Annotated in this window: 17 protein-coding genes and 4 pseudogenes; 4 read left to right on the top strand and 17 right to left on the bottom strand. The window is 35.7% G+C overall.

Annotated features, from left to right (window positions below; translation table 11 throughout):
- Nucleotides 1-103: 103 nt before the first annotated feature.
- The gene (locus AAGD99_RS02770; protein WP_341822524.1) at nt 104-802 is read left to right on the top strand and encodes a hypothetical protein; all 699 of its coding nucleotides are present in this window, start codon (nt 104-106) and stop codon (nt 800-802) included.
- Between the two features lie 295 nt (nt 803-1,097).
- Here AAGD99_RS02770 and AAGD99_RS08985 read toward each other — a convergent pair whose 3' ends face one another.
- On the bottom strand, nt 1,098-1,244 hold the full coding sequence (locus AAGD99_RS08985; protein ID WP_410529922.1) for a GIY-YIG nuclease family protein: 147 nt from the start codon (nt 1,242-1,244) through the stop codon (nt 1,098-1,100).
- A 169-nt stretch (nt 1,245-1,413) separates the two neighbouring features.
- Between AAGD99_RS08985 and rmuC the strand changes: the two genes are divergently transcribed.
- Both rmuC and AAGD99_RS02755 read left to right on the top strand, forming a co-directional pair.
- Nucleotides 1,414-2,745 carry a DNA recombination protein RmuC gene (rmuC, locus tag AAGD99_RS02760; RefSeq protein WP_341822523.1) on the top strand — a complete coding sequence of 444 codons (1,332 nt, stop codon included), beginning with the start codon at nt 1,414-1,416 and terminating at the stop codon, nt 2,743-2,745.
- A gap of 156 nt (nt 2,746-2,901) precedes the next feature.
- The gene (locus tag AAGD99_RS02755) at nt 2,902-4,305 is read left to right on the top strand and encodes a hypothetical protein (protein WP_341822522.1); all 1,404 of its coding nucleotides are present in this window, start codon (nt 2,902-2,904) and stop codon (nt 4,303-4,305) included.
- Nucleotides 4,306-4,511: 206 nt separating this feature from the next.
- Here AAGD99_RS02755 and pstB read toward each other — a convergent pair whose 3' ends face one another.
- From pstB to AAGD99_RS02675, 16 genes and pseudogenes are all read right to left on the bottom strand, one after another.
- The gene (gene pstB / locus AAGD99_RS02750) at nt 4,512-5,270 is read right to left on the bottom strand and encodes a phosphate ABC transporter ATP-binding protein PstB (RefSeq protein ID WP_264735555.1); all 759 of its coding nucleotides are present in this window, start codon (nt 5,268-5,270) and stop codon (nt 4,512-4,514) included.
- Nucleotides 5,267-6,061: a 4-hydroxy-tetrahydrodipicolinate reductase gene (dapB, locus tag AAGD99_RS02745; protein WP_341822519.1), complete on the bottom strand. Its 795-nt coding sequence runs from the start codon at nt 6,059-6,061 to the stop codon at nt 5,267-5,269. Before dapB ends, pstB begins: the two co-directional genes overlap by 4 nt.
- A gap of 152 nt (nt 6,062-6,213) precedes the next feature.
- Nucleotides 6,214-6,871: pseudogene (locus tag AAGD99_RS02740) on the bottom strand (IS630 family transposase); the annotation flags it as partial.
- A 76-nt stretch (nt 6,872-6,947) separates the two neighbouring features.
- Nucleotides 6,948-7,346 carry a helix-turn-helix domain-containing protein gene (locus tag AAGD99_RS02735; RefSeq protein WP_341822518.1) on the bottom strand — a complete coding sequence of 133 codons (399 nt, stop codon included), beginning with the start codon at nt 7,344-7,346 and terminating at the stop codon, nt 6,948-6,950.
- A 398-nt stretch (nt 7,347-7,744) separates the two neighbouring features.
- A pseudogene (locus tag AAGD99_RS02730) lies at nt 7,745-8,089 on the bottom strand (Rpn family recombination-promoting nuclease/putative transposase); the annotation flags it as partial.
- A gap of 95 nt (nt 8,090-8,184) precedes the next feature.
- On the bottom strand, nt 8,185-8,349 hold the full coding sequence (locus AAGD99_RS02725; RefSeq protein WP_341822517.1) for an HNH endonuclease: 165 nt from the start codon (nt 8,347-8,349) through the stop codon (nt 8,185-8,187).
- Nucleotides 8,330-10,090, bottom strand: a complete 1,761-nt coding sequence (gene ltrA / locus AAGD99_RS02720) for a group II intron reverse transcriptase/maturase (protein ID WP_341822516.1) — start codon at nt 10,088-10,090, stop codon at nt 8,330-8,332. Before ltrA (AAGD99_RS02720) ends, AAGD99_RS02725 begins: the two co-directional genes overlap by 20 nt.
- A gap of 427 nt (nt 10,091-10,517) precedes the next feature.
- Nucleotides 10,518-10,943: pseudogene (locus AAGD99_RS02715) on the bottom strand (PD-(D/E)XK nuclease family transposase); the annotation flags it as partial.
- Nucleotides 10,940-12,487 (bottom strand): group II intron reverse transcriptase/maturase, encoded by a 1,548-nt coding sequence (gene ltrA, locus AAGD99_RS02710; protein ID WP_264330863.1) that lies wholly within the window; start codon nt 12,485-12,487, stop codon nt 10,940-10,942. The gene ltrA (AAGD99_RS02710) and the pseudogene AAGD99_RS02715, both read right to left, overlap by 4 nt.
- An 8-nt stretch (nt 12,488-12,495) precedes the next feature.
- Entirely contained in the window at nt 12,496-12,762 is a 267-nt protein-coding gene (locus tag AAGD99_RS02705; RefSeq protein ID WP_338482311.1) for a hypothetical protein, read from the bottom strand.
- Between the two features lie 358 nt (nt 12,763-13,120).
- Nucleotides 13,121-13,366: pseudogene (locus tag AAGD99_RS02700) on the bottom strand (PD-(D/E)XK nuclease family transposase); the annotation flags it as partial.
- A 342-nt stretch (nt 13,367-13,708) separates the two neighbouring features.
- Nucleotides 13,709-14,725: a DNA polymerase III subunit delta gene (gene holA / locus AAGD99_RS02695; RefSeq protein ID WP_341822514.1), complete on the bottom strand. Its 1,017-nt coding sequence runs from the start codon at nt 14,723-14,725 to the stop codon at nt 13,709-13,711.
- Nucleotides 14,726-14,730: 5 nt separating this feature from the next.
- On the bottom strand, nt 14,731-14,919 hold the full coding sequence (locus AAGD99_RS02690) for a hypothetical protein (protein ID WP_341822513.1): 189 nt from the start codon (nt 14,917-14,919) through the stop codon (nt 14,731-14,733).
- Nucleotides 14,920-15,050: 131 nt separating this feature from the next.
- A complete protein-coding gene (locus AAGD99_RS02685; protein ID WP_341822512.1) occupies nt 15,051-15,860 on the bottom strand; it encodes a metal ABC transporter permease in 810 nt (269 codons plus the stop codon).
- A gap of 1 nt (nt 15,861) precedes the next feature.
- On the bottom strand, nt 15,862-16,218 hold the full coding sequence (locus tag AAGD99_RS02680; RefSeq protein WP_253307338.1) for an Mth938-like domain-containing protein: 357 nt from the start codon (nt 16,216-16,218) through the stop codon (nt 15,862-15,864).
- Between the two features lie 4 nt (nt 16,219-16,222).
- Nucleotides 16,223-17,089, bottom strand: coding sequence for a 4-(cytidine 5'-diphospho)-2-C-methyl-D-erythritol kinase (locus tag AAGD99_RS02675; RefSeq protein ID WP_341822511.1), 867 nt, complete (start codon nt 17,087-17,089; stop codon nt 16,223-16,225).
- Between the two features lie 81 nt (nt 17,090-17,170).
- Here AAGD99_RS02675 and AAGD99_RS02670 point away from each other — a divergent pair, with 81 nt between their 5' ends.
- Complete coding sequence (locus AAGD99_RS02670) at nt 17,171-20,782, top strand: UvrD-helicase domain-containing protein (protein WP_410529930.1); 3,612 nt, start codon at nt 17,171-17,173, stop codon at nt 20,780-20,782.
- Nucleotides 20,783-21,073: the final 291 nt, after the last annotated feature.

Below are 21,073 nucleotides of genomic sequence, written 5' to 3'. Positions count from 1 at the left end.
TAATGTGAGAAGTCTATTTTCTCTTTAAAGTAAAAAATAGTTGACATGTTATACTATTTATGAAATAATTAAGTTAATTTATTATTAATTTAAGGGGTAAAATATGTGGAAAAGTATAAAAAAGTTTTTTAAGTGGATTGCTGATCACACGGGAATTTCGTGGATTGCAAGAAAAATTTCATCAGGCTGGAAGTGGTTGTTTGGTGGTAAAAAAAGTGAAACAAGGGTTACCAAACAAAATACATCACAGCAAGGAAAGTTTTCAAACGAGACATTACCAAAAACTTTGGATAATGAAGCTAAGCCTGAACAGCCACATGATGAATTACCTGTTATTGGCAGTATTTGTGAAAACACAAATGGAGTACTGGAACTATTTGTAACGACAAATCATACATCTAAAATTTTTGGTGATGGTGTAGGTCTTAGTGGTAACATTGATCTTAATTATACCGAGAGTATGGATAAATTAAAATACCGTGTATATATCAAATGTGAAAAAGGAGGGATATTCCAAATTACTTGCAACAAACTTATTGACGCTAATAACAGTGAGGGTGCATTCTTGAGTATAGAGTCAGTAGCATCTCATGATGGTAAAACTTCGTCTGACGAACTGGCAACAATGAAGCAGATGTTAGATCTGAATGAGAAGCAAGCAATCGTTGCCGTAACTCAGATATCTAAAAATCCGATTACGGTTCCCAAAGTTGTTGCAAATAGTAACACACCAAATTCAGAAACTACTAATCCAGAAGCAGAACAACACACTGTTGGTGATGATCTATCAGTTAATGCATAATCATTGTAGCAAACTCTTCAAAAAGAGCACCTCTTTAGGTGTTCTTTTTTTTATATTATACTATATAAATAAGTACGTCATACCGTGCAAACTGTATGAACGTTGTCATCCCAGCTCCTACTTGTGTCATCCCAGTGCGTGACACTGGGATCTCATTTCGTGATTTCATAATATAAATTATACCAATTTGGGTTTTTTCTTGCAACTAAATCGACTTTCCATTCTCTTTTCCAACTTTTTAAAAGTTTTTCTCTATTAAGAGCCGAATCTACATCTTGAAATTCCTCGAAATAAACTAATTTATGCACATTATATTTCGATGTAAACAGGGAATAACCTTGTTCTTATGCTCCCAAATTCGTTTAATTAAATTCGACGTAACACCTATATATAGAGCCTTATTGTGTCTACTTGCAAGTATATAAATATAATAGTTTTTCATAAAATTTAGATCCCAGTGTCACGCACTGGGATGACATCAGCGGTTAATATTTTATATACATTTTATAACTAAACTAGACATTCGTACAGTTGTGTGCGGTATGACGTCGTTACTTATAGCTATACACACAAAAATCATATAGAATTGTAAACGCAGTTCTTTTATTCTGATGCTTTTCAATTCTATAGCTCTGGTTGTTTCTCTATTACTATTTTTCTACATTATCGTAAAAAAACTGAGCGAAAAGAAAGCAAACCTTGAGGGTAATTTATGTAAATTAGAGCGTGAGCTTCAAGAAACAAAGCAAAGTTTGCTTACGAAGAATGAAGAAATAGTTGATTTAAGGGTCAAAAGAGCAGAACTTGAAGTAACTCTGCAAAAAGAACGTGAGGAAAAGAAAAAGGAAATAGAATTACTAACAAAAGCAGAGGAGAGATTAACAAACACTTTTAAAGCGCTCTCTCTTGATGCTTTGCAGACAAATAACAATAATTTTCTGAACTTAGCAAAGGAAGTAATTGATAGTAAATTAAAAGAAACAGAAAGCGATTTCAAAAAAAGACAAGCAACGATCAACGAAGTTGTAACGCCAATAAAAGAAAAATTAGAAAAATTCGATAATGAAATACGTGAGCTAGAAAAGGAGAGGGTAGGGGCCTATGAAGGTTTAAAGGAGCAAATTGGAGCGCTGATGAACCAAACTTCTAGCCTTGCTAATGCCTTGAGAAAGCCCCACATTAGAGGAAAATGGGGTGAAATGCAGTTAAAGAGAGTGGTAGAAATGGCGGGAATGATTGAATATTGCGATTTTTTTACTCAGCCGTCAGTGGTTGATAAAAACGAGGATAATTTATTGCGTCCTGATTTAATAATCAAAATGCCATCTGGAAAGCAAATAATAATAGATGCTAAAGTGCCGCTTGATTCTTACATGGATGCTATATCACAAAATGATTTGCAAATACAAAAGGAGAAATTAAAGAATCATTCCCTGGCAATAAAAAAACACATAAATGACTTGGGTAAAAAAGAGTATTGGAATCAATTTGAAAATACGCCAGAACTTGTGGTGCTTTTCTTAACAGGGGAGGGGGTTTTTAGCGCAGCACTGGAATATGAGCCTGCTTTGATAGAGATTGGAGTGGAAAAAAAAGTGATCATTGCAACACCGATCACTCTAATTGCGTTGCTGAGAGCAATAGCATATGGATGGAAGCAAGAGATGATAGCTGAAAACGCAAAGAAAATCAGTGAACTAGGTCATATTTTATATGAGCGAATCTGCACAATGGGCGAAAACTTTGATAATTTGCGCAGGAGCTTGAAAAGCGCTGTTGATCATTATAATAAAACTGCTGGTTCGCTTGAAGCAAGGGTATTTCCTGCTGCTCGAGAATTCAATAAGCTTGGTATACATGCAAAAAATAAAAGTTTAAGTGCTGCAAAGGAATTAGAGTCCTTACCGCGCAGTTTACATACTGAAGAACTGAAAGTAGATTAGACTTCTATTGCACTAGCAAACAAAGAAAGTATTGTTTGTGGCGGAAAATTATTACTTAAATATTTCTCACTCAAGTTTCATTTTATTAACATATTAAGAAAAATTGACTTTTTGTCTAAAATAATATAAAATAAAATAATAGTTGGTGAGGTAAAAATGTCAGTATCAAAAGAGCGTAAGGAATATTTACTAGAAAAGTTTAAATATGCTGCCAAAGAATTTGGCAAATCTGGTACAAAGTCCAATCATAAAACAGTACCAAAAGAACAGCAACTCTCTATTGATTTAGGTAACAAAAAAGTTTTTGGTATTATAAACAGAATTTTACACTGGATAGAAAGTAAATTTACATATTTTTTTCCATGCTATAATTTATTTTCAGAAGTTGGAGTTAAAGGAAGAAAAATTCCTAGAACTAATACAAAGGTTAAGTATTTTAACTCTGATGAACAGTTTGATCAAAGCAAATTTATTGGTGAGGAAGATGGGGAACTAAGGTTATACGACTTAGAAGGCAAGCTATATGATACAACTGATAAAATTAGTAAGGGTAAAAAAGGTTGTGTAGCTTATGTGATCACGCTTGATGGCAGATTGGTAACTCATGAACATATTAATGTTAATAAAAACGAGTGGGCTTATCGTCATTCAACTCTTGCAGGTGGTAGGCCAGTTTTATGTTCTGGTTTAATAAAAGTGGTAAATGGTAAAATAACTTATATAGACAACAATAGTGGGCATTATAAACTAGAATCAGCAAATTTATACAATGCAGTGAAAAAGTTAGAAGGTCTATTTTCGAAAGATGCAAAAGTTGTCTGCTTACCATATTGGGTTAGCTTGCAAAAACAAATTCCGTTTATACGCAAAATTATTCCAGCCAAACAAGAGCCAGTAGAGAAATTTTTGCAAAGGATGGAGAAAAAAGGAAAAGATGGATTGACTCAATATGAAGGACATTTTAAAGGGGTAAAAGAATATAATGAACAGTATGAACAAAAGTTGCTTCTTGCAAGCTATAAGTCACCTACAAATGAACTGCCCTGCAAACCAACTATACATAAAAAACACAGGTTGAAATACTCTGAATATATTAACTTACACCTTAATTTTTTGAAAGAGTTCGATGAAAATCCCAAAGTGCAAAAAATGGCAATAGAACACTCAATAAGAAGGATTATTGGAGCAAATTATGGCCATAAACCTACAATTGCGCTTGCTAAGGCACAGATAGCTAAAGATGGAAAGTTGCAAGAAACGGACGAAATAGTAGGTATAAATGTAACCTTTCACCATGAGAACGATTGTAATAGCTTTGCTAAATTTCTGGATCTCAAAAAGCATAGCTATAATTGCACATCTCATCTGAAGGACAAAGAAATTGATGAGCTTCTTAAATATACATATGACGAAAAAGATAGAGCCACTATAGAAAAATTAATGCCCAATAAACATACAGTTTTTATGAGTACAGACCAGGCTGATAAGTTTATAAAGGACACTTTACAAATTGAAATAGACAGTGTTGAACAATTGGGTATCCGTTTAGTGGAGCGTTAAAACAGATAAACAAAGCAAGACAAAAAGGTAATCAGAGAGTAAATGTGAGAGAACTCTGCAAGAATTTACAGTAAAAAATAGAAAAGTTAGAAGCAAAAAGAATGAAGTGGTATTTTTTGAATGATCCAACCGCTACCATGCTGAATGACAAATACGGCATACGGATACATTTTTTAAAGTAGCCAAGCTACTTTGATGACAGAAACCTAATGATCCAGGATATACTCCTTTGTTAAGGGAGATTGAGCATTTTCGAATATTTCTTGAGTGCTTCCAGACTCAACAATTCTGCCATTATGAAAGAAAATTACACTATCAGATAACTTTTTAGCTTGCTTCATTGAATGAGTTACCATAATTATAGTAAACCTTAATTTCAGCTCTTGTATAAGATTTTCGATTGCATTGGTTGCCATTGGATCAAGAGCGGAGCACGGTTCATCCATTAATAAAATAGTTGGCTTCACTGCAATTGCGCGAGCGATGCATAGCCTCTGTTGTTGGCCACCGGATAAATCGAGTGCACTATCTTGCAATCTGTCTTTTAATTCTTCCCATAAGCCAACTTTAGTTAAACTATTTTCCACCATCTCATTCAATTTTTGCTTATCCTTCGCCATAACATGCAGTTTTGGTCCATAAGCAACATTGTCGTATATTGATTTTGGAAAAGGATTTGGCTTTTGAAATACCATGCCAACTTTTGCTCTGAGTAGCACAACATCCATATCGCGTGAATATATATCACCCAGCCCATCGATATCTAATTCACCAACAGTTTTGCATCCAGGTACATAGTCATTCATACGATTAAAACAACGCAAAAATGTTGATTTACCGCACCCGGATGGTCCGATAAAAGTAGTAACTTTTCTTTTATAAATATTCAAATTTATATCGAATAAAACTTGCTTAGAGCCATACCAGAGATTTAAATCTTTAACAGAGGCACGTGTATTGCTCATATCACATCCTGCATTGAATAGAGCCCCGGAATTTCTCTTTTATTTTCATATAGCCATACTGCTGCTTGAACAGCTCCTCTAGCAAATGTTGTGCGATCAATTGCTTTGTGGTTTAGTTCTATCCGTTCATCAGAATTAACAAACATCACGCTGTGATCTCCTATTACTCCACCTCCACGAGATACTGCAAAACCTATTCCCCCCTTTTTTCTTATGTTTGAACCACTATGTAAATATTGATTGGACTGAAAATCCACTTTTGAAGCGTTAGCAATTGTTTTGCCAAGTTCTATAGCTGTTCCAGATGGTGAATCCTTTTTTAAGTTATGATGCATTTCCCAAATCTCAACGTCATATTCATTACCTAAAAGCTCAGCAGCTTTTTTTACCAATTTCAGCAACACATTAACCCCAACACTCATATTTGCTGACCATAATATTGGAACTTCAGCAGCATACTCTTTTAAATCGACACCTTCTATTCCAGTTGTGCCACTAACTAGCGGTGTTTTAAATTTTACAGCTGCTTTAAGGCAGTCTAACATACATTCTTGAGTTGTAAAATCTATTACAACGTCAGATGACTCAAATATGCCATTAATAGAACTTGTAACTTCAATTCCTAGATTGGAACCGCAGCCTATAATTGGTCCAATATCTAAGCCCATGTACTTACTGCCTGAACGGGCAACAGCACCTGCTATTTCCACTTCGGCATTTGTAATTAATTCATTGAGTATTTTCTTGCCCATTCTGCCTAAGCAACCTATTACTCCAACTCTGATTTTCATAAAGCTTTTTGTGTTATATTAGGCCTTTTTTTAAGCTCTGTCACTTCTGATCTATATTCTATAGCTGACCCAAGCAACACGTCATGCCGTTGCGGATAGATTCCGCTAACTAATAGCGGAATGACGATTGTCGGTGAACCTAATACCAAATCTCATAAATAAGTAGGCAAATAACTCACAGAACAAATGGTTTTGATCGAACTTTCCGTAATATTACGAATGAATGCACATACAGTATCCTCCAATAAACTAACAGAGTCATATATTCTATTTTTAATGAGATTGTCTTTCAAATATTGCCATAAACGCTCTACTGGATTTAACTCTGGTGAATATGGAGGTAAATAGATTAAGGTAATATTTTGTGGTATTTTTAAACCTTTGGATCTATGCCATCCTGCACAATCCACAACAAGAAATGCCTCCCTTGTTCCTAAATATTGTGACATCTGCTCAAGGAATATATTCATACAATCAGTATTGACGTTTGGTACGAATAAGCTAGAACTCTCTCCATTTCTAGGATTAACTGCACTATAGAGATAAAAGTTTTGCCTACCTAATTTTACCTTAACCTGTGTCCTAATGCCTTTTTTAAACCACCCGTGTCCAATCTTTGAATGTGTGCCAAACCGCGACTCATCGAAGAAAAATAGCTCTTTTTCGGGATACGTGACAATAGTTTCATTAAGATTTTTTTTTAAACTCTTCTTGTTTATTTTTATCCTGTTTATTGTGCACAGGCCTTGGAGTAATATACGAAAAACCTAACTTTTGCATCAGTCTATGTGCTGTAGACTTATACCAATTCTCAATAATAATGAGACAAATGAAAAAGAGTGCTTTCCGCCTATAACTGGAGGTTTAAGTGAATTTATCGTATATTCTATTTGTCTTCCCAATAACGAAGTTTGGTATTACTTACCTCAATAGAAAACATTTTCTCAATTATGATTTTTAATTTCTTAGCCGTTAGGTTGGCTCCTTCTTCTGCTATGACATTTTTAATTTCTTCTTGCTGCTTGTAGCTCAACTTCGGCTTTACTCCACGTCCTGGTTGTATTTTAAACGCATTGACTCCTCCTTCCTTAAATCTTGTAATCCACTTCATCAATGTAGTTCTAGTAATTCGGTATATTTGAGCAACTTTTGTTATTCCATATTCTTTTGCAGATATTATTGCCTGTAATCTTCTTCCTATCTCTCCTCTTATGCCGTGCTTCTTTAATTCCAGGTTACACTTATTATATAATTCTTCTCCTATTGCTTTACTTTTTCCTGCCATAACTCCCCACTAATTCTTAAATTATTCTATTTTAGAAATTTTTCTTTATTCGTCTATTTATTTTTAGGAATTGGTATAAGTTACTTTAGCTATAGCTGACCCAAGCAACACGTCATACCGCCGCGGCGCTAACTAGTAGCGGAATGACGGTTTTTCAAATTGTCGGTAAATCTAAGTCAGTTTAGCTATATATGACTCATTTCTTTACTGTAACTTAACAAGAACTGGTCTGTAGCTAATAGTTATTGACAATAAGGGTAATTAACTTTGATAAGAATCTTTTCTGTGTTCAATTGAAGTCTATATGTTCTGGAATATCTATATAGTAAATTATGCGGTAATCGTAGACTACGCTGCCCACTTAAATTATGCCACAAAGGTTTTCCAAGTGTAACCGTTCACAGATTTCCACTTAATTCTTCAATCTCACTAATAGAAAGGCCTGTAAACTTGACAATAGTGTTGACATCAACATTATTAGCCAGCATTGCTTTTGCGACTTCAATTTTCCCTTCAATTTTCCCTTTCTCTATACCTTTTTGTATACCTTTCTCTTCAGCAAGATCAAGTCTGTATTCAAGAATGGCTTCTTCTTTCCGTAGATCCATTATTCTTTCTTCGTAAGCTACTAAATCTTTTTCGTTCCAACGAAACTTGTCTAATTCATCATATGCTAGCTTTATTATTGGCGCTTTTTCTGCTATCTCTTTTAAGTCCTCTTCTGTTGTTTCTTCTGCGTATTGTTGTCTAAGTGAAGAAGGTCGCCCCTCTTCACTCGACTTCAAAACCGTACGTGAGACTTTGCGCCTCATACGGCTTCTCTCTAATTTGGTGCTTGTCATGCACACCTCCTGTGTAATTCATCGTGACAATGCCCATGTAACAAAGATAAATTTTTGATCATATTGTTTCGTCTATTCCGGTCTTTATGATGTATTTCTATTATATCATCACTTTCAAACCATAGTCTACAATTACCGCATTTACTTTGTTGTAATACCAATTCTCAATAATAATGAGACAAATGAAAAAGAGTGCTTTCCGCCTATAACTGGAGGTTTAAGTGAATTTATCGTATATTCTATTTGTCTTCCCAATAACGAAGTTTGGTATAACTTCAATAGTTTTATTACTCTTGATGGCTTATCTGGTATTTCTCTAAGACGATTACCCCAATAAACCCAATCACCATCATATGGAGATCTGGTTTTTTGCACTTTGATATGTCGTTTAATAACATGATCGCTGTGTATAATAAGATGTATCTTGTTACTTGTCATAAAACGCCAGTTATCGTTATTATACTTTTTAAAGTATTTTCTTTTTATCCAGCATTTCCCTTTGTTTGGGTGCCTAAAGACTGCCCACTTCCAGAGCTTTCTATGTATAGTATTATCCAATGAGCTAAAGATTTTACATGAAACTACTGAAGAGTAATATTGACTCCACCCTCTAATGATTGGATTGAGATTCCTTATTACTACTTCCTGTGGCGCCCCACGCATTTCTCTAAGTTTATGTTTAATAGCAAATATATGCTGCTTTATAGAATTACGACTTGGTTTTATTAATAATTTGTAACCTTTCTTACTTTCTTTTGTTGGATATTGTCTTATTGAAAATCCAAGAAAATCAAATCCTGGTTTTATTCCATTAATGATTTTTAATGTATGAGAAACTTTTGTCTTAGAAGGCTTTAATTCTAATCCAATGGTTTTTAACCATTCTTCAACTAGAACTTTTGCCCTAAGAATAATTTCTTCACTTTCATGTATGACGACAAAATCATCACAGTAGAAAATTACACTAATAGACTTTTGCGCATTTTTATGCGATATCCTACCATATTTTCTTTTCATGCATTGAAAGAGTTCGTTTGTTAATGCTTTTTTGATATGTTGCTCTAATCCGTGTAATGCAACACAAGCTAGCAACGGTGAGATCGTCCCTCCTTGAATTGTACCACGTTTTGTGGATTGAAACTTTCCATCTTCCATAACGCCTGCCCTTAACCATCCTCTTATGATTTTCTTTAACGTTGGTGTGGTATTGAGCTTTTCAAGCAGTTTATTATGGTTAATATTGTCAAAACATCCAGAAATATCAGCATCTAATACATATGCTGTTTTCTGTTTTAGCACATCAAATATGGCTTCAATTGCATCATGACATGATCTACCAGGTCTAAAACCATAAGTGTTTGGCTCAAGTTTTGCCTCCCATTCTGGTTCTAAAGCCATTTTTACAAGTGTTTGTTTTGCTCGACACGATATAGTAGGTATACCAAGCGGGCGATGCTCCGATGGCTTACCAGGTTTTGGGATCCAGACGCGTCTTGATGGCTTTGCTTTTTCTTTTATATCTAAAGAATATGATAGTTGTAATCTTTCTTTTTGATTAAGATTAGCCTTTCCATCAATACCTGCAGTCTTCTTCCCCCTATTGTCCTGTGTTACTTTCCTAACAGCGAGTGTTTTTGCACTTGTTGATTTGAGTAATAATCTCTGAAGATTATGCATCTTTCTGATATCATTACATTTAGAAGCTTGGTAAATTCGTTTTTGTAGCTTAAATGAAGATTTCTTCAGCTTTCGCCAAGGAATTCCATTCCATTCATACCTAGCTTTTTGCTGGTCCATAACATATTCACTACTATTCACCACTTTACCTTCCAAATTAAAGTGTTTACGTCTGCGTATCCCAGATATTACTTTGGGCATTAGCTTCTTAAACAATCCTTCCACATAGCAGCTTGTGGTTGGCTACCTACTTATATTTTTATGAATATAAGAGCTTTTATGTGGTTACTCCGTTCCATGGCTTCGTTTCACGTTAAACTTAGATTCCTACTATTTGCCGGAAGCTGGGAACATCAATAACTAAAGTCTTCAATCTTTAGTTCCCCTTTTGCTTCGTACCATTTTGGTCTATGCGTAGTTCAACCTCTTTTCGCATACTATGCTTTGACGACAATTCAAACATAGGTTCCTCTCGTAATCATATCTAACTCTGTTTGCAGGGATTCACCATGAGGTTTAGTGTTACCTGCTTTTATCTCATGCTTGCATCCCAAAGGTTGCCACCCTTTAAAATGTGAGATATACATTATCCCCGATGTCTAGGGAAAGTGGAATTTAACCACCACAAAACCACGACTTTCAGGGTCGCACTAAAAAAGAAACACCACCTTTCTACTATACTTTCTAACTGCTCTACTTTACTTTTTGAAAATTTGGGCAATTCTATAAAGATAAATTGAAAATCTTTTAAGTAATGGCCGTTAGTTTTTATATCACGTATATTGTGAGTAGAAATATAATCAACTTCTTCGGGAAGTAAGTTACAATTTGATATAGCAATAAAGAAGACTTTCTTTAAATCAATGTAGTTGCCAGATTTATCTAATTGTCTTGAGTAGGCTTTAGCGGCATATAATTGAGCGCGTTTTTCGAAGCCCTTGTCTCTAGCGAGCTGGTCAGGTAAGGAAGCAGTATTACTACTACCCCCTCCCTTAGAAACGCAGCATGCAGGTTTCCCCACACTACGCTTGAGCCCCTTATCTAAGTTCTTCTTTTCTAGAACCGGCTTGTCCTTCATGATTCCTCAGGAAACATCATTCTTAATGGTGACACCAACAGTAGAGAACCTTCTCTTGAGAAAGAGCTTGCTAACATTCTTGTTCGTTTCACTCTCTCATCAAAATACTTTTTCCATTTTAAGTCAAGGGGATTTGCATCCGCTCTGATTTTAACATGTCGTCTGATAGGTATATCAATCAGCTTAAGCAGTCTTAAATACCGTATCTCTTTTGGTTTGTTCTTGCATAGGGGTGCAGCAAAAACCCATTGGCGTTGACCCATTACTTTGAAGTAACGATTCTTTATCCAACGTAATCCTTTACGAGGATGTCTTTTCTTTGCCCATTTCCATAAACTATGCCAAATTTCATTGTCGATCTTTCTAAACGCTTTTTTAGCACACACATGGTGATAGTAATTTCCCCATCCTCTCAGTAGAGAGTTGAGTGACTTAATTACTATAGCCTGAGTGTTCGCTATATTTGCTTTTATCAATGTACGTGCTTTATTAAGAAGTCTTTTAATACTTTCTTTCGAAGGTTTAATAATTAACTTCTTATTATATCTACGTACATTACAACCAAGAAAGTCAAACCCTGTTGTGATAGATGTAATCTTTGTCTTCTCTTCTGACAGAATTAAACCTCGCTCATGAAGAAAAGATGATACTAAAGGCTTAACTTCCTTTTCCAGTACTTCATGTGTGAAACCTGAAATAATAAAGTCGTCTGCGTATCTGATTACATTCACTCCACTTCTGATTTTGTTTCTTTTTCTACTGCCGAGTTTACCAAATCGACTTTCCAATAACTTTTCAAGTCCGTTTAAGGCTAAATTGGCTAGTATTGGAGAAATTATACCACCTTGCGGGGTACCTGCAGTTGTGGGATACAGAGTTTTTGATTCTAGGAAGCCAGCTTTTAACCAACTATGCAGAATTTTTTTCTCCATAGGAATATGCTTCATAAGCCATTCATGATTAATGTTGTCAAAGCATCCTTTGATATCACCTTCAAGTATCCATTGTAGTTGATTACGACTTGCCAGTAACAAATGACAAGCTACTGTAGCATCTGCACAGGATCTTTTAGGTCTAAAGCCATAGGAGTGACGATCACTGATCGTTTCAGCTATCGGTTCCAGAGCAAACAGATATAATGCTTGCATGGCTCTATCTTTTATCGTGGGTATTCCAAGAGGTCTTCTTTTGCCATTAGATTTACTGATATAAATCCGTTTTAGCGGAGAAGGTTTATATCCTCTTTGCTTTAACTGCTTTATTCCTTGAAATTTAGCATTGCAAGTTGACCATAGTTGACGATCTACACCCGCTGTGTTTTTTCCTTGGTTTTCAGTTACTCTCTTAACAGCCAAAGCTTTTCCGCTAAAAGAGCGTGTGAGAAGATGTTGTAAAGTTTTTACCTTACCCCATCTTCCTTCTTGGACAGCCTTAACAATACGTCTTTGTAGCCTCACAATAACTTTCTGGCATTTCTTCCATGGCAACTGCTTCCATGCTTCAAAGCTTTTGGTAGATGCACTTACAGGTTTACTTGTAATCATCTGCTTTCCTACCTTAAGTGGTTAACAAAGTTTCTTGTCACGAGGGACCAAACGGAAGTCTGCTCGTTTTCACGCGAATTAATGTTACAAATTCTATCCATTTCGTTACAAAATGGCATTCGCTTTCTCCATTCTCCTTTACCTGCACTTCCATCAGCATTCCTTGCGGTTTGCTTGCCATGTAGGCGAAAATACAGGCTTACCCTGTTTCTCCAGTCATACAACAGTGGGTTAGGTGGCTTCTCTATACCGGTGGAGTTATTATTTGCGTACATCTAGAAATGAAAAATGTAACTTATCCACATTACCTTTTGGTCAGAGCTTATCAGCATCTTTAGCTCTTTCATCGTATCGGTACTTATAAAGCTTCACTTACGTTCACCATACCACTAGCCTAGCCCTCCAACCACATGATGCTTGCAGTTTATGCCCCTCTCACGATTGAGCATCTTCTTTTTCAAGAGGAGGTTCATTGTCCGCATCGCTTGGCACCAACCGGTTGCCCGATTCGCACTGATGCGTAGACTCAGACGGCAAAACATCTGGTTTAATAAGTTTTAGAATCCTTTCAGTTTCTTTCTGAATGAATTCCTCTCCTTTTAAACAATATGACCGAAGACTTTCAGGTCGCACCATTTCTGCTATATATCTATTTCCGTGAGAATCCTTGCAGAGAACATCAACAATACTTTGTTTATCAGAGGCAACTTCGGGATCCATAATAGTGCTAAGAAACTCAACTTCTTGTATTGCATTTATCTCAGTAAACCCTAAAATATCGTTCAAAAAGTGGATCAGGATATTCTTATTTTTTTCCGTTCCAAAGATTTTTTTGAAACACAAATCATTGCGAGGATCGAGAAATTTTGAAAGAGCCATGGCAAAAATGCTTGAAAATATTAATAATTATACACTATTATTAACAATTATTCAACCATATTTTTGAAGATAGCTATAGCTATGCTGCCGCGGTATCTCTTAGCATAGATCCCGCTAACAAGTAGCGGGATGACGAGGTTATCGTCATGCCGCCGCGAACCGTCATACCGCCGCGGCGCTAACTAGTAGCGGAATGACGGTTTTTCAAATTGTCGGTAAATCTAAGTCAGTTTAGCTATAGGCAGCAATTTTCTGTATTTATTTTAAATTGAAGAAAGCTCAAATGAAAGATCGTGTTTTGCTAAAAATCACAGAATGCAGTCTGGTTACACCTTATCTTTGTTAGCTATAGCAAGTAATTGTATTTGTAATATGACAAATCACCTGCTGAAAAATCATTTTATGATCTAAATCAGTTTTTTTACAGGTAACTTCTAAGCTTATCAATTCTTCCAAAATCTTTTTAAGTTCTGAAAGTTGCAAACTTTTCAAATGAGATTTAAAGCTCTGCAATTGTTTAAAAAACAATGGAGGGCTTAGCTGATCAATCGCAGCCTGCTCACTCATTCCACCTTGCACTGACAGCAAAACGTTTTCAAGGCGTAGGAAATAATTTGATATAATGCGAATTAGCGCTATCGGTGAAAAATTTTCTTGCGATATCAATGCATCAGAAATTCTAATGAAGCGCGACATATCTTTACTTGCTATGGCAGAGCATAGATCATCAAGTGTAACATAGTCGTTGCCGGAAGTTGAAAAGCATAATTCTATATCAGTAAGTTTTAGGTCTTTTCTCTCCCCTAAGTACAAAACTAACTTCTCAAGTTCTGAACATATAGGCAGCTTGCTATGATTAAAGTAAGATTGCAAATGGTAGATTATCTCATTTGTGCATTTTATATCATTTTGTTTTAAGTAACTTGATATAATGTCATAAAGATTGCTGTTGCTGTCCTTATAGCAAGCAATCACACCAAAAATTTTTGAACTCTCCATATAACTTTTAGTCGCAGAATTATATGGAAGATCACTTGCTACCATCATTACATAGTGACCACTTGCGTTATAATCCAATACGTTTTTTAACTCTTTGGATATACCTCCACTCACATTTATCAGCTTAATTAATTTTTTGCTGGTAAACATCGAAATGTTTGCCAATTCAGAAAACAGTAAACCGGGTGACTTATTCACTATTGCAAAATCCATCACCTGAACTGAATACTCATCCAAATTGGCAATTATTTCTTGTACATAAAAACCAACCCTACTGTTATCACTTCCATGAATTAACACACCACTTAAAGCATCAGGTTTCTCTAGGAATTTTTTAACTTTGGATGGTATGACCCTCATGCCATCTATATGATATCATTCTCATTTGATTGTACATGAGTATCCAAAGACTCTGAGTTTTCTTGCACAATATTGTGCACATCATCTGCCGTACTCTGCACATTATCCGACTCTTCTGTTTTTCCTGTAATATAATTATAAAATTTTTTCACAGGTTGAGATATGTATTTGGAAAAAAATCCTTCTTCGCTCATATTGCTTACTCCATAAAATTAACAGCTTATCATTAGCACATAAACAATAATATAGCAAAGACTATTTTGTGCTAAGATAGTGATGTTTTATAATGAGTATATTACAAAATTATTAACATTCGAGACTAAAATCAAGCCAACCTGTTTAATACTAACCTTATAAAATAAGCGATAATTAAATATACGGCTGCAACAAGTATAATTGCAGGTCCAGTTAACAAATCAAAACTTGCAGATAACATCAGACCTGATATCCCAGAAATCACAGAAAAAACTGTTGCAACAATAATCATCTGCATTGGAGTTTTCGAAATGAGCCTTGCAGATGCTGCTGGTATTAGCAAAAATGCAGCAATGAGTAATATTCCTATTAATTGGGCAGCAATTGCTATAAATATAGCAAGAGTGATTAAAAATTCTATTCTAACAAAATTAACATTAATCTTTTCAACTACTGCTAAATCTTGATTAATTGAAATCATTAACCAATAACGCCATCTAAATATTAATATCAAAGTAACTATTACAGAGATTAAAAAAATCAATATTATATCACTTTGATCGAGCGTTAATATATCACCAAACAGTGAGCTAATAATACTATTATTGCCCGATGGAAGAAAAGACATAAGTATTAAACTCGATGATAAAACTACATTGGTAACAATGTTCAATATCGTATCAGCAGAATATAATCTGTTAAAATTAAGAGAAAGTAGTATAGCAAATGTAATTGCAATGAGCATTATGCTAAGCGATGGGCTAATCTTAAAGATTAAAGCAAGTGCAACACCAAGCAACGAAGAATGGGACAAACTATCACCAAGATAAGATAACCTTTGCCATATCATAAACGATCCTAAAGCGCCTGTTACTAGGCTAATTACGACTACTGCAACTAGACTATTGATGAAAAAGTCCTGGGTAAACATTTCAAGCATGCTATATGGCTATTAGATAACTGACAACAAATCTATCTTCGGATATTAAAACGTTATGGGTTCTGCATGCTGCACCGGTTGTCATAAATTCAAAATTTAAACCTTTTTGTTCCATAAGATAGGACTTCACTGAAGAACTTGGTATATTGCGTGTTTTACCAGTACCTATTATCAAAATTTCTATTTCCTCTGTTAAAAAAGATTTAAAATGTTCCTTGCTATTTATATCACTTTCTTTCAATTTAATCACCTTTTCAGGAAAAACTATAATTGAGCCGCAATATTCTCTATTATTCACCAAAAATTTTCCTTCCCTGTAACCATTTATAAGATTTTTATTCTCGGAAATTAAGGGCATAAAGTCAAACTATTAATTGAGTGTCACATACCCACCATTCTGGTTGCTTTTCTCTGATATTAACTGCAGCAGCTTTTGCATTTTCCTCACTATCGAATATTCCAAAGCATGATACACCACTGCCTGACATGCGAGAAAGTATAGAGCCTTCTTGTGACTCAAGTGTTGATATCACATCCTGAATTTCAGGTACAAGACTTACTGCTATCTCTTGAAGATCGTTTCTCGTCTCTTTAAGAAGCTTCAACAAATCCTTTTCAGCGTCATCGCTCCATTTAATTGGCTCAGAAAATTCTCCTTCATGTTTGGAAAATACCTCTAGTGTGCTCAAAAACTTTTTTTTCGGCTTCACCAGTACTATATTTGTGGGTAGAGAGAATTTTTTTATGGGACACAACTCTTCACCAATACCTCTAACAAAAACTGGCTTGCTATCTATACTCGCAGGAACATCAGCACCAACGCTTAAAGCTATTTCATTTAAAATCGTCCTATCAATCTTCCACAGCTTCCCTAGTATGCGTACCACAGCTCCAGCATCTGAGGAGCCACTGCCCAAACCCGCAGCAATTGGTATATTTTTCACAACCTTTACAATGACTTTAGTTCGTGCAGGAGTATATCTAAGCAATAGATTAACTGCTCTCATTACGGTGTTATACCTGTTATTAATTCTAAGTTCGGAATTTACAAATTCAACTGTAGAGTTATCGTATCTAGAATACTTCTCACCTACTTTTATTTCCAAAAAATTAGAAAGATTAGCAAAGACAAATAAACCTTCAATCAAGTGATATCCTGTTTCCTTCTTATTTACAACATGCAAAAAAAGATTGATTTTTGCAGGCGCCTTTACACAAAAACTTTTCATTATATATCTTCACTAAGATTATTTTTACATTATATGTATAATGCTATTTTAGTCAACTTCTATAAGGTTTTCGCACTTCTGATGAGAAAAAATGCCATAAATCCTAATTTCTCTGTATGGGTAAATGCGTCCGCTGGTACAGGCAAAACAAAAATCTTAATAGACAGAGTATTGAGACTTTTATTAGAAAACAAAAGAAATATTCTCTGCTTAACGTTCACCAATGCTGCAGCAAACGAGATGGAGAATCGCATTCACAGCATACTCAGTAAGTGGGCAATATGCTCAGAAAGTGAATTAATAATGGATCTGGAACAACTAGACCTATTGCAAATCAGAAAAAAAGAAACCTGGATCCCAGTGTCACGCACTGGGATGACAGGGGATGACGCAGAAATAACGGAGAATGATGCTGAGGTGATAGCACCACATAATCACGATTTAAGTGAAAATCCAGTAGCTCACCCTTCGACGTCATCCCAGCACCCCTACTTGTCATCCCAGCACCCCTACTTGTCATCCCAGCACCCCTACTTGTCATCCCAGTGCGTGACACTGGGATCCAGAAAAAATAAAGATTATTTAACAAGAGCAAGAAGGCTTTTCTCTGAATTGGAAAATCTTGGTCTAACTATACAAACCATACACGCTTTCTGTTACAAACTAATTTCCAACTTTCCCATAGAAGCTGGCATCGCCCCAAATTGTACGCTGAGTGAATGTAAAGAATTACATTCCATCATATTCAATAAAGTGCTTCATAACGAAACTGTGCAGGATGATATCAACCTTATTGCAACTGAAATTGATGAAAATAAACTACGCGATTTGCTTTATACTTTATGTATAAAAAGATCGATATCAGAAAATGATTCAGAATATATCAAAGATAAACTCAGTGCTCCAGATGAAATTCATGACTTACAGAGTGAAACGACTGAGCACATAAAAAGATTAGCCGAGATATTAAGTGAAGGCAGTAAAAGAGATCAGAGTTATAGTGAAATACTTTATGATTGGTGTAATAGATTCCTTGTAAAATCTCCTATCATTCCACCACTCTCTGTCATTCCAGCGCGTGACGCTGGAATCCAGAAAAAAAGAAATATGGATCCCAGTGTCAGCTACTCGGATGGCACCGGAATGGAGCGGAAAGACACCAGAATAGAAGATTTAGCCAAGGTATTTCTCAAATCAGAATCGCACGAAAAAAAGAGCATATCATCCATTGCAACAAAAAGTACTTTAGAAAAATTTAGAGATGCAGAGCAAATAATAGAGAGCGTTCAGAATGTAGTGTTTACTCATATAAAAGACATGAACTCTTATCAAATATTCAAGAGAACCAGTAGCTTACTTGGTATATTTAAAGTATATGTTGATCTATACAGTAGCGAAAAATCAAAAAACGCACTGCTTGACTACAATGATATAATTGGCTTAGCAACAAATCTTCTCAGCAATCCAAACTACAAAGATTGGATATTGTTTAACTTGGATCAAAAAATAGATCACATCCTTGTTGACGAGGCACAAGACAATAGCATCAGTCAGTGGAAAATTATAACAAATCTCTGCGATGAATTTTTTGCCGGTAATGATGAAAAGCGAACCTTATTTGTAGTTGGTGACGTAAAACAATCCATATACAGATTTCAAGGAGCAAATCCCCATCTATTCAACTACATGCAACAATACTTTCATACGAAAACTGGTGGCAGAGATTGGATATCATGCCAACTTGAAAAGTCATTTCGTTCAACTCCAGAAGTTTTAATGCTTGTAGATAGAATATTTAACAACTTCCGCGCAGAAATATCTTTTGTTGATAATGAAATAAAACATGTTCCACATAGAGAAAATGATCAAGGATATATTGAAATTTGGCCAGCGTTACCAAAGTGTAAAGAGAAAGAACAGCGAGCTTTACAAATTCCTCTGACATGCAGGGAAAATTATATAATAACAGATCGATTACTTGCTCAAACAATAGCCAACAGAATTCACAATTGGTTAAACGAAGGGCGGATTTTAGTCGCTAAAGATCGCCATATAGAGCCAAGGGATATTGTGATTCTGGTACGGCAACGAAACGTGTTAGTTGATTACATAATAAGCGAACTTAAAAAAGCAAACGTGCCAGTTGTAGGCCGAGATTATTTTAGAATTATGGACTATATAGCCGTGCAGGACTTAATAGCTTTGGCCGAATTTTTACTCCTCCAGGCAAATGATCTAGCTCTTGCAAATGCTTTAAAATCACCGTTATTCAATTTTACCGAGGATGATTTATTTAACATTGCATATGACCGTAAAGAGCATTCACTATGGGAAAGAATTCAGGATTATTCTGTGGTTATCTATAGTGAATTAAACTATCTCATTAACTTATCTCGCATAGAGTCTCCTCTTGCACTATTTACACATATATTGCGTACAGGTAAGAAGAAATTTGCTGCAAGGCTAGGTCTTGAGTGCTTCGAGGTTCTAGACGAATTTATGAACCTTGTGTTGCAATTTGAAAACCCATCTCTTCAAGCGTTTGTTCAGTGGATCAAGGAGAATAACCCGGAGATTAAGAATGATATGCAATCAGAACGCAATGCTGTGCGAATAATGACAATTCACAAATCAAAAGGTCTGCAAGCTCCCATAGTATTTTTGGTTGATACAAACACAGTGCCAAGAAACAGTGAAAGCATTATCTTTGATGGAACGGAAGTGCCATTTTGGTGTGGAAAAAACAATAACGCTTATTGTGATCAAGTAAAAAGAGAGAAAAAACTAGAGGATTATAACGAATATTTGCGTTTATTATACGTAGCACTCACACGTGCTGAAGATGAGTTATACATCTTAAGTAAAGAGCCAGTGCAAAAGGGCTCTTGGTATGATCTAATCACTCAGTATGGAGAACCATATGAAAAGAAACAAGCATACTTACAGCCAATATTTAAAGAAAAAGTTGAAGTGCTATGTGTGAACGCAAACTACCCTTACATTTATAAAAAACGTGATTATTTTGACGTTCCAGTCATTTCCCTTCCGCCAAACCTATCAATGTCATTCCAGTGCTTGACACTGGAATCCAGTAAAAAAGAAGGAGAACCAGCATCAGCTACTCACTCTCCGGTGTCATTCCAGCACTTGATGCTGGAATCCAGAGAAAAAGAAGCCTGGATCCCAGTGTCCGCTACTTGGATGACAAATAGGGGTACTGGAATGACAGAAAGTAGCGCTGAAACGAAAGACAGTTATACAAGAGGCTTAATAATCCACAGCATATTGCAGTATATGCCCAAGATAGAAAAAGAAAGGAGAAAAAACTGGGTCAGAAAATATCTTGACAATATAAACACCAGTGAAGATAAGGATGAAATTTACAGTAAAATATTGGCCTTTAATGAAAAATATGGCTATTTGTTTGACTTAGAAGGCAAATCAGAGATTACACTGAGTGGAATAATCGATGGCGAACCAGTATTAGTACGACTAGATAGGCTATGCATAACGCAAGATAAAGCGATCATAATTGACTACAAATCACACCGTAACGTTTCTGTTTCCTTATTAAATGAAATAAAAAAGCAAATGCTGACCTATAAAACCTTAGTACAAGAAATATATCCAAACAAGCAAGTAGAGTGTGTGGTTATTTGGGTGGAAGATTTAACCATTCAATCTGACCTTTAACGAAACTTGATTACAAGAAATAGCTACTACGTCATACCCCGCGGTATCTCTTAGCATAGATCCCTTACTTAACCGTCATACCGCGATTCATTCGCGGTATCTCTAGATCCCGCTAACAAGTAGCGGGATGACGAATTAATTAACTGTCATGCCGCCACGAACCGTCATACCGCCGCAGACCGTCATACCGCGATTCATTCGCGGTATCTCATCAGCTAACAAGCAGCGGGATGACAGCAGTCCTACGTCATACCGCTGCGGATAGATCCCGCTAACAAGTAGCGGGATGAC

It is taken from the genome of Wolbachia endosymbiont (group A) of Clivina fossor, from assembly GCF_964026865.1.
GTDB lineage: Bacteria > Pseudomonadota > Alphaproteobacteria > Rickettsiales > Anaplasmataceae > Wolbachia.
Note: the sequence above shows the minus strand (reverse complement) of the source record. Positions and strands in the feature narration are given on the sequence as shown.

What these genes read in the sequence shown, in the direction of transcription:
- AAGD99_RS02770 (WP_341822524.1), top strand. Translation starts at nt 104, where the DNA reads ATGTGGAAAAGTATAAAAAAGTTTTTTAAGTGGATTGCTGATCACACG.
- AAGD99_RS08985 (WP_410529922.1), bottom strand. Translation starts at nt 1,244, where the DNA reads ATGAAAAACTATTATATTTATATACTTGCAAGTAGACACAATAAGGCT.
- rmuC (WP_341822523.1), top strand. Translation starts at nt 1,414, where the DNA reads ATGCTTTTCAATTCTATAGCTCTGGTTGTTTCTCTATTACTATTTTTC.
- AAGD99_RS02755 (WP_341822522.1), top strand. Translation starts at nt 2,902, where the DNA reads ATGTCAGTATCAAAAGAGCGTAAGGAATATTTACTAGAAAAGTTTAAA.
- pstB (WP_264735555.1), bottom strand. Translation starts at nt 5,270, where the DNA reads ATGAGCAATACACGTGCCTCTGTTAAAGATTTAAATCTCTGGTATGGC.
- dapB (WP_341822519.1), bottom strand. Translation starts at nt 6,061, where the DNA reads ATGAAAATCAGAGTTGGAGTAATAGGTTGCTTAGGCAGAATGGGCAAG.
- AAGD99_RS02735 (WP_341822518.1), bottom strand. Translation starts at nt 7,346, where the DNA reads ATGGCAGGAAAAAGTAAAGCAATAGGAGAAGAATTATATAATAAGTGT.
- ltrA (WP_264330863.1), bottom strand. Translation starts at nt 12,487, where the DNA reads ATGATTACAAGTAAACCTGTAAGTGCATCTACCAAAAGCTTTGAAGCA.
- AAGD99_RS02705 (WP_338482311.1), bottom strand. Translation starts at nt 12,762, where the DNA reads ATGTACGCAAATAATAACTCCACCGGTATAGAGAAGCCACCTAACCCA.
- holA (WP_341822514.1), bottom strand. Translation starts at nt 14,725, where the DNA reads ATGAGGGTCATACCATCCAAAGTTAAAAAATTCCTAGAGAAACCTGAT.
- AAGD99_RS02690 (WP_341822513.1), bottom strand. Translation starts at nt 14,919, where the DNA reads ATGAGCGAAGAAGGATTTTTTTCCAAATACATATCTCAACCTGTGAAA.
- AAGD99_RS02685 (WP_341822512.1), bottom strand. Translation starts at nt 15,860, where the DNA reads ATGCTTGAAATGTTTACCCAGGACTTTTTCATCAATAGTCTAGTTGCA.
- AAGD99_RS02680 (WP_253307338.1), bottom strand. Translation starts at nt 16,218, where the DNA reads ATGCCCTTAATTTCCGAGAATAAAAATCTTATAAATGGTTACAGGGAA.
- AAGD99_RS02675 (WP_341822511.1), bottom strand. Translation starts at nt 17,089, where the DNA reads ATGAAAAGTTTTTGTGTAAAGGCGCCTGCAAAAATCAATCTTTTTTTG.
- AAGD99_RS02670 (WP_410529930.1), top strand. Translation starts at nt 17,171, where the DNA reads ATGAGAAAAAATGCCATAAATCCTAATTTCTCTGTATGGGTAAATGCG.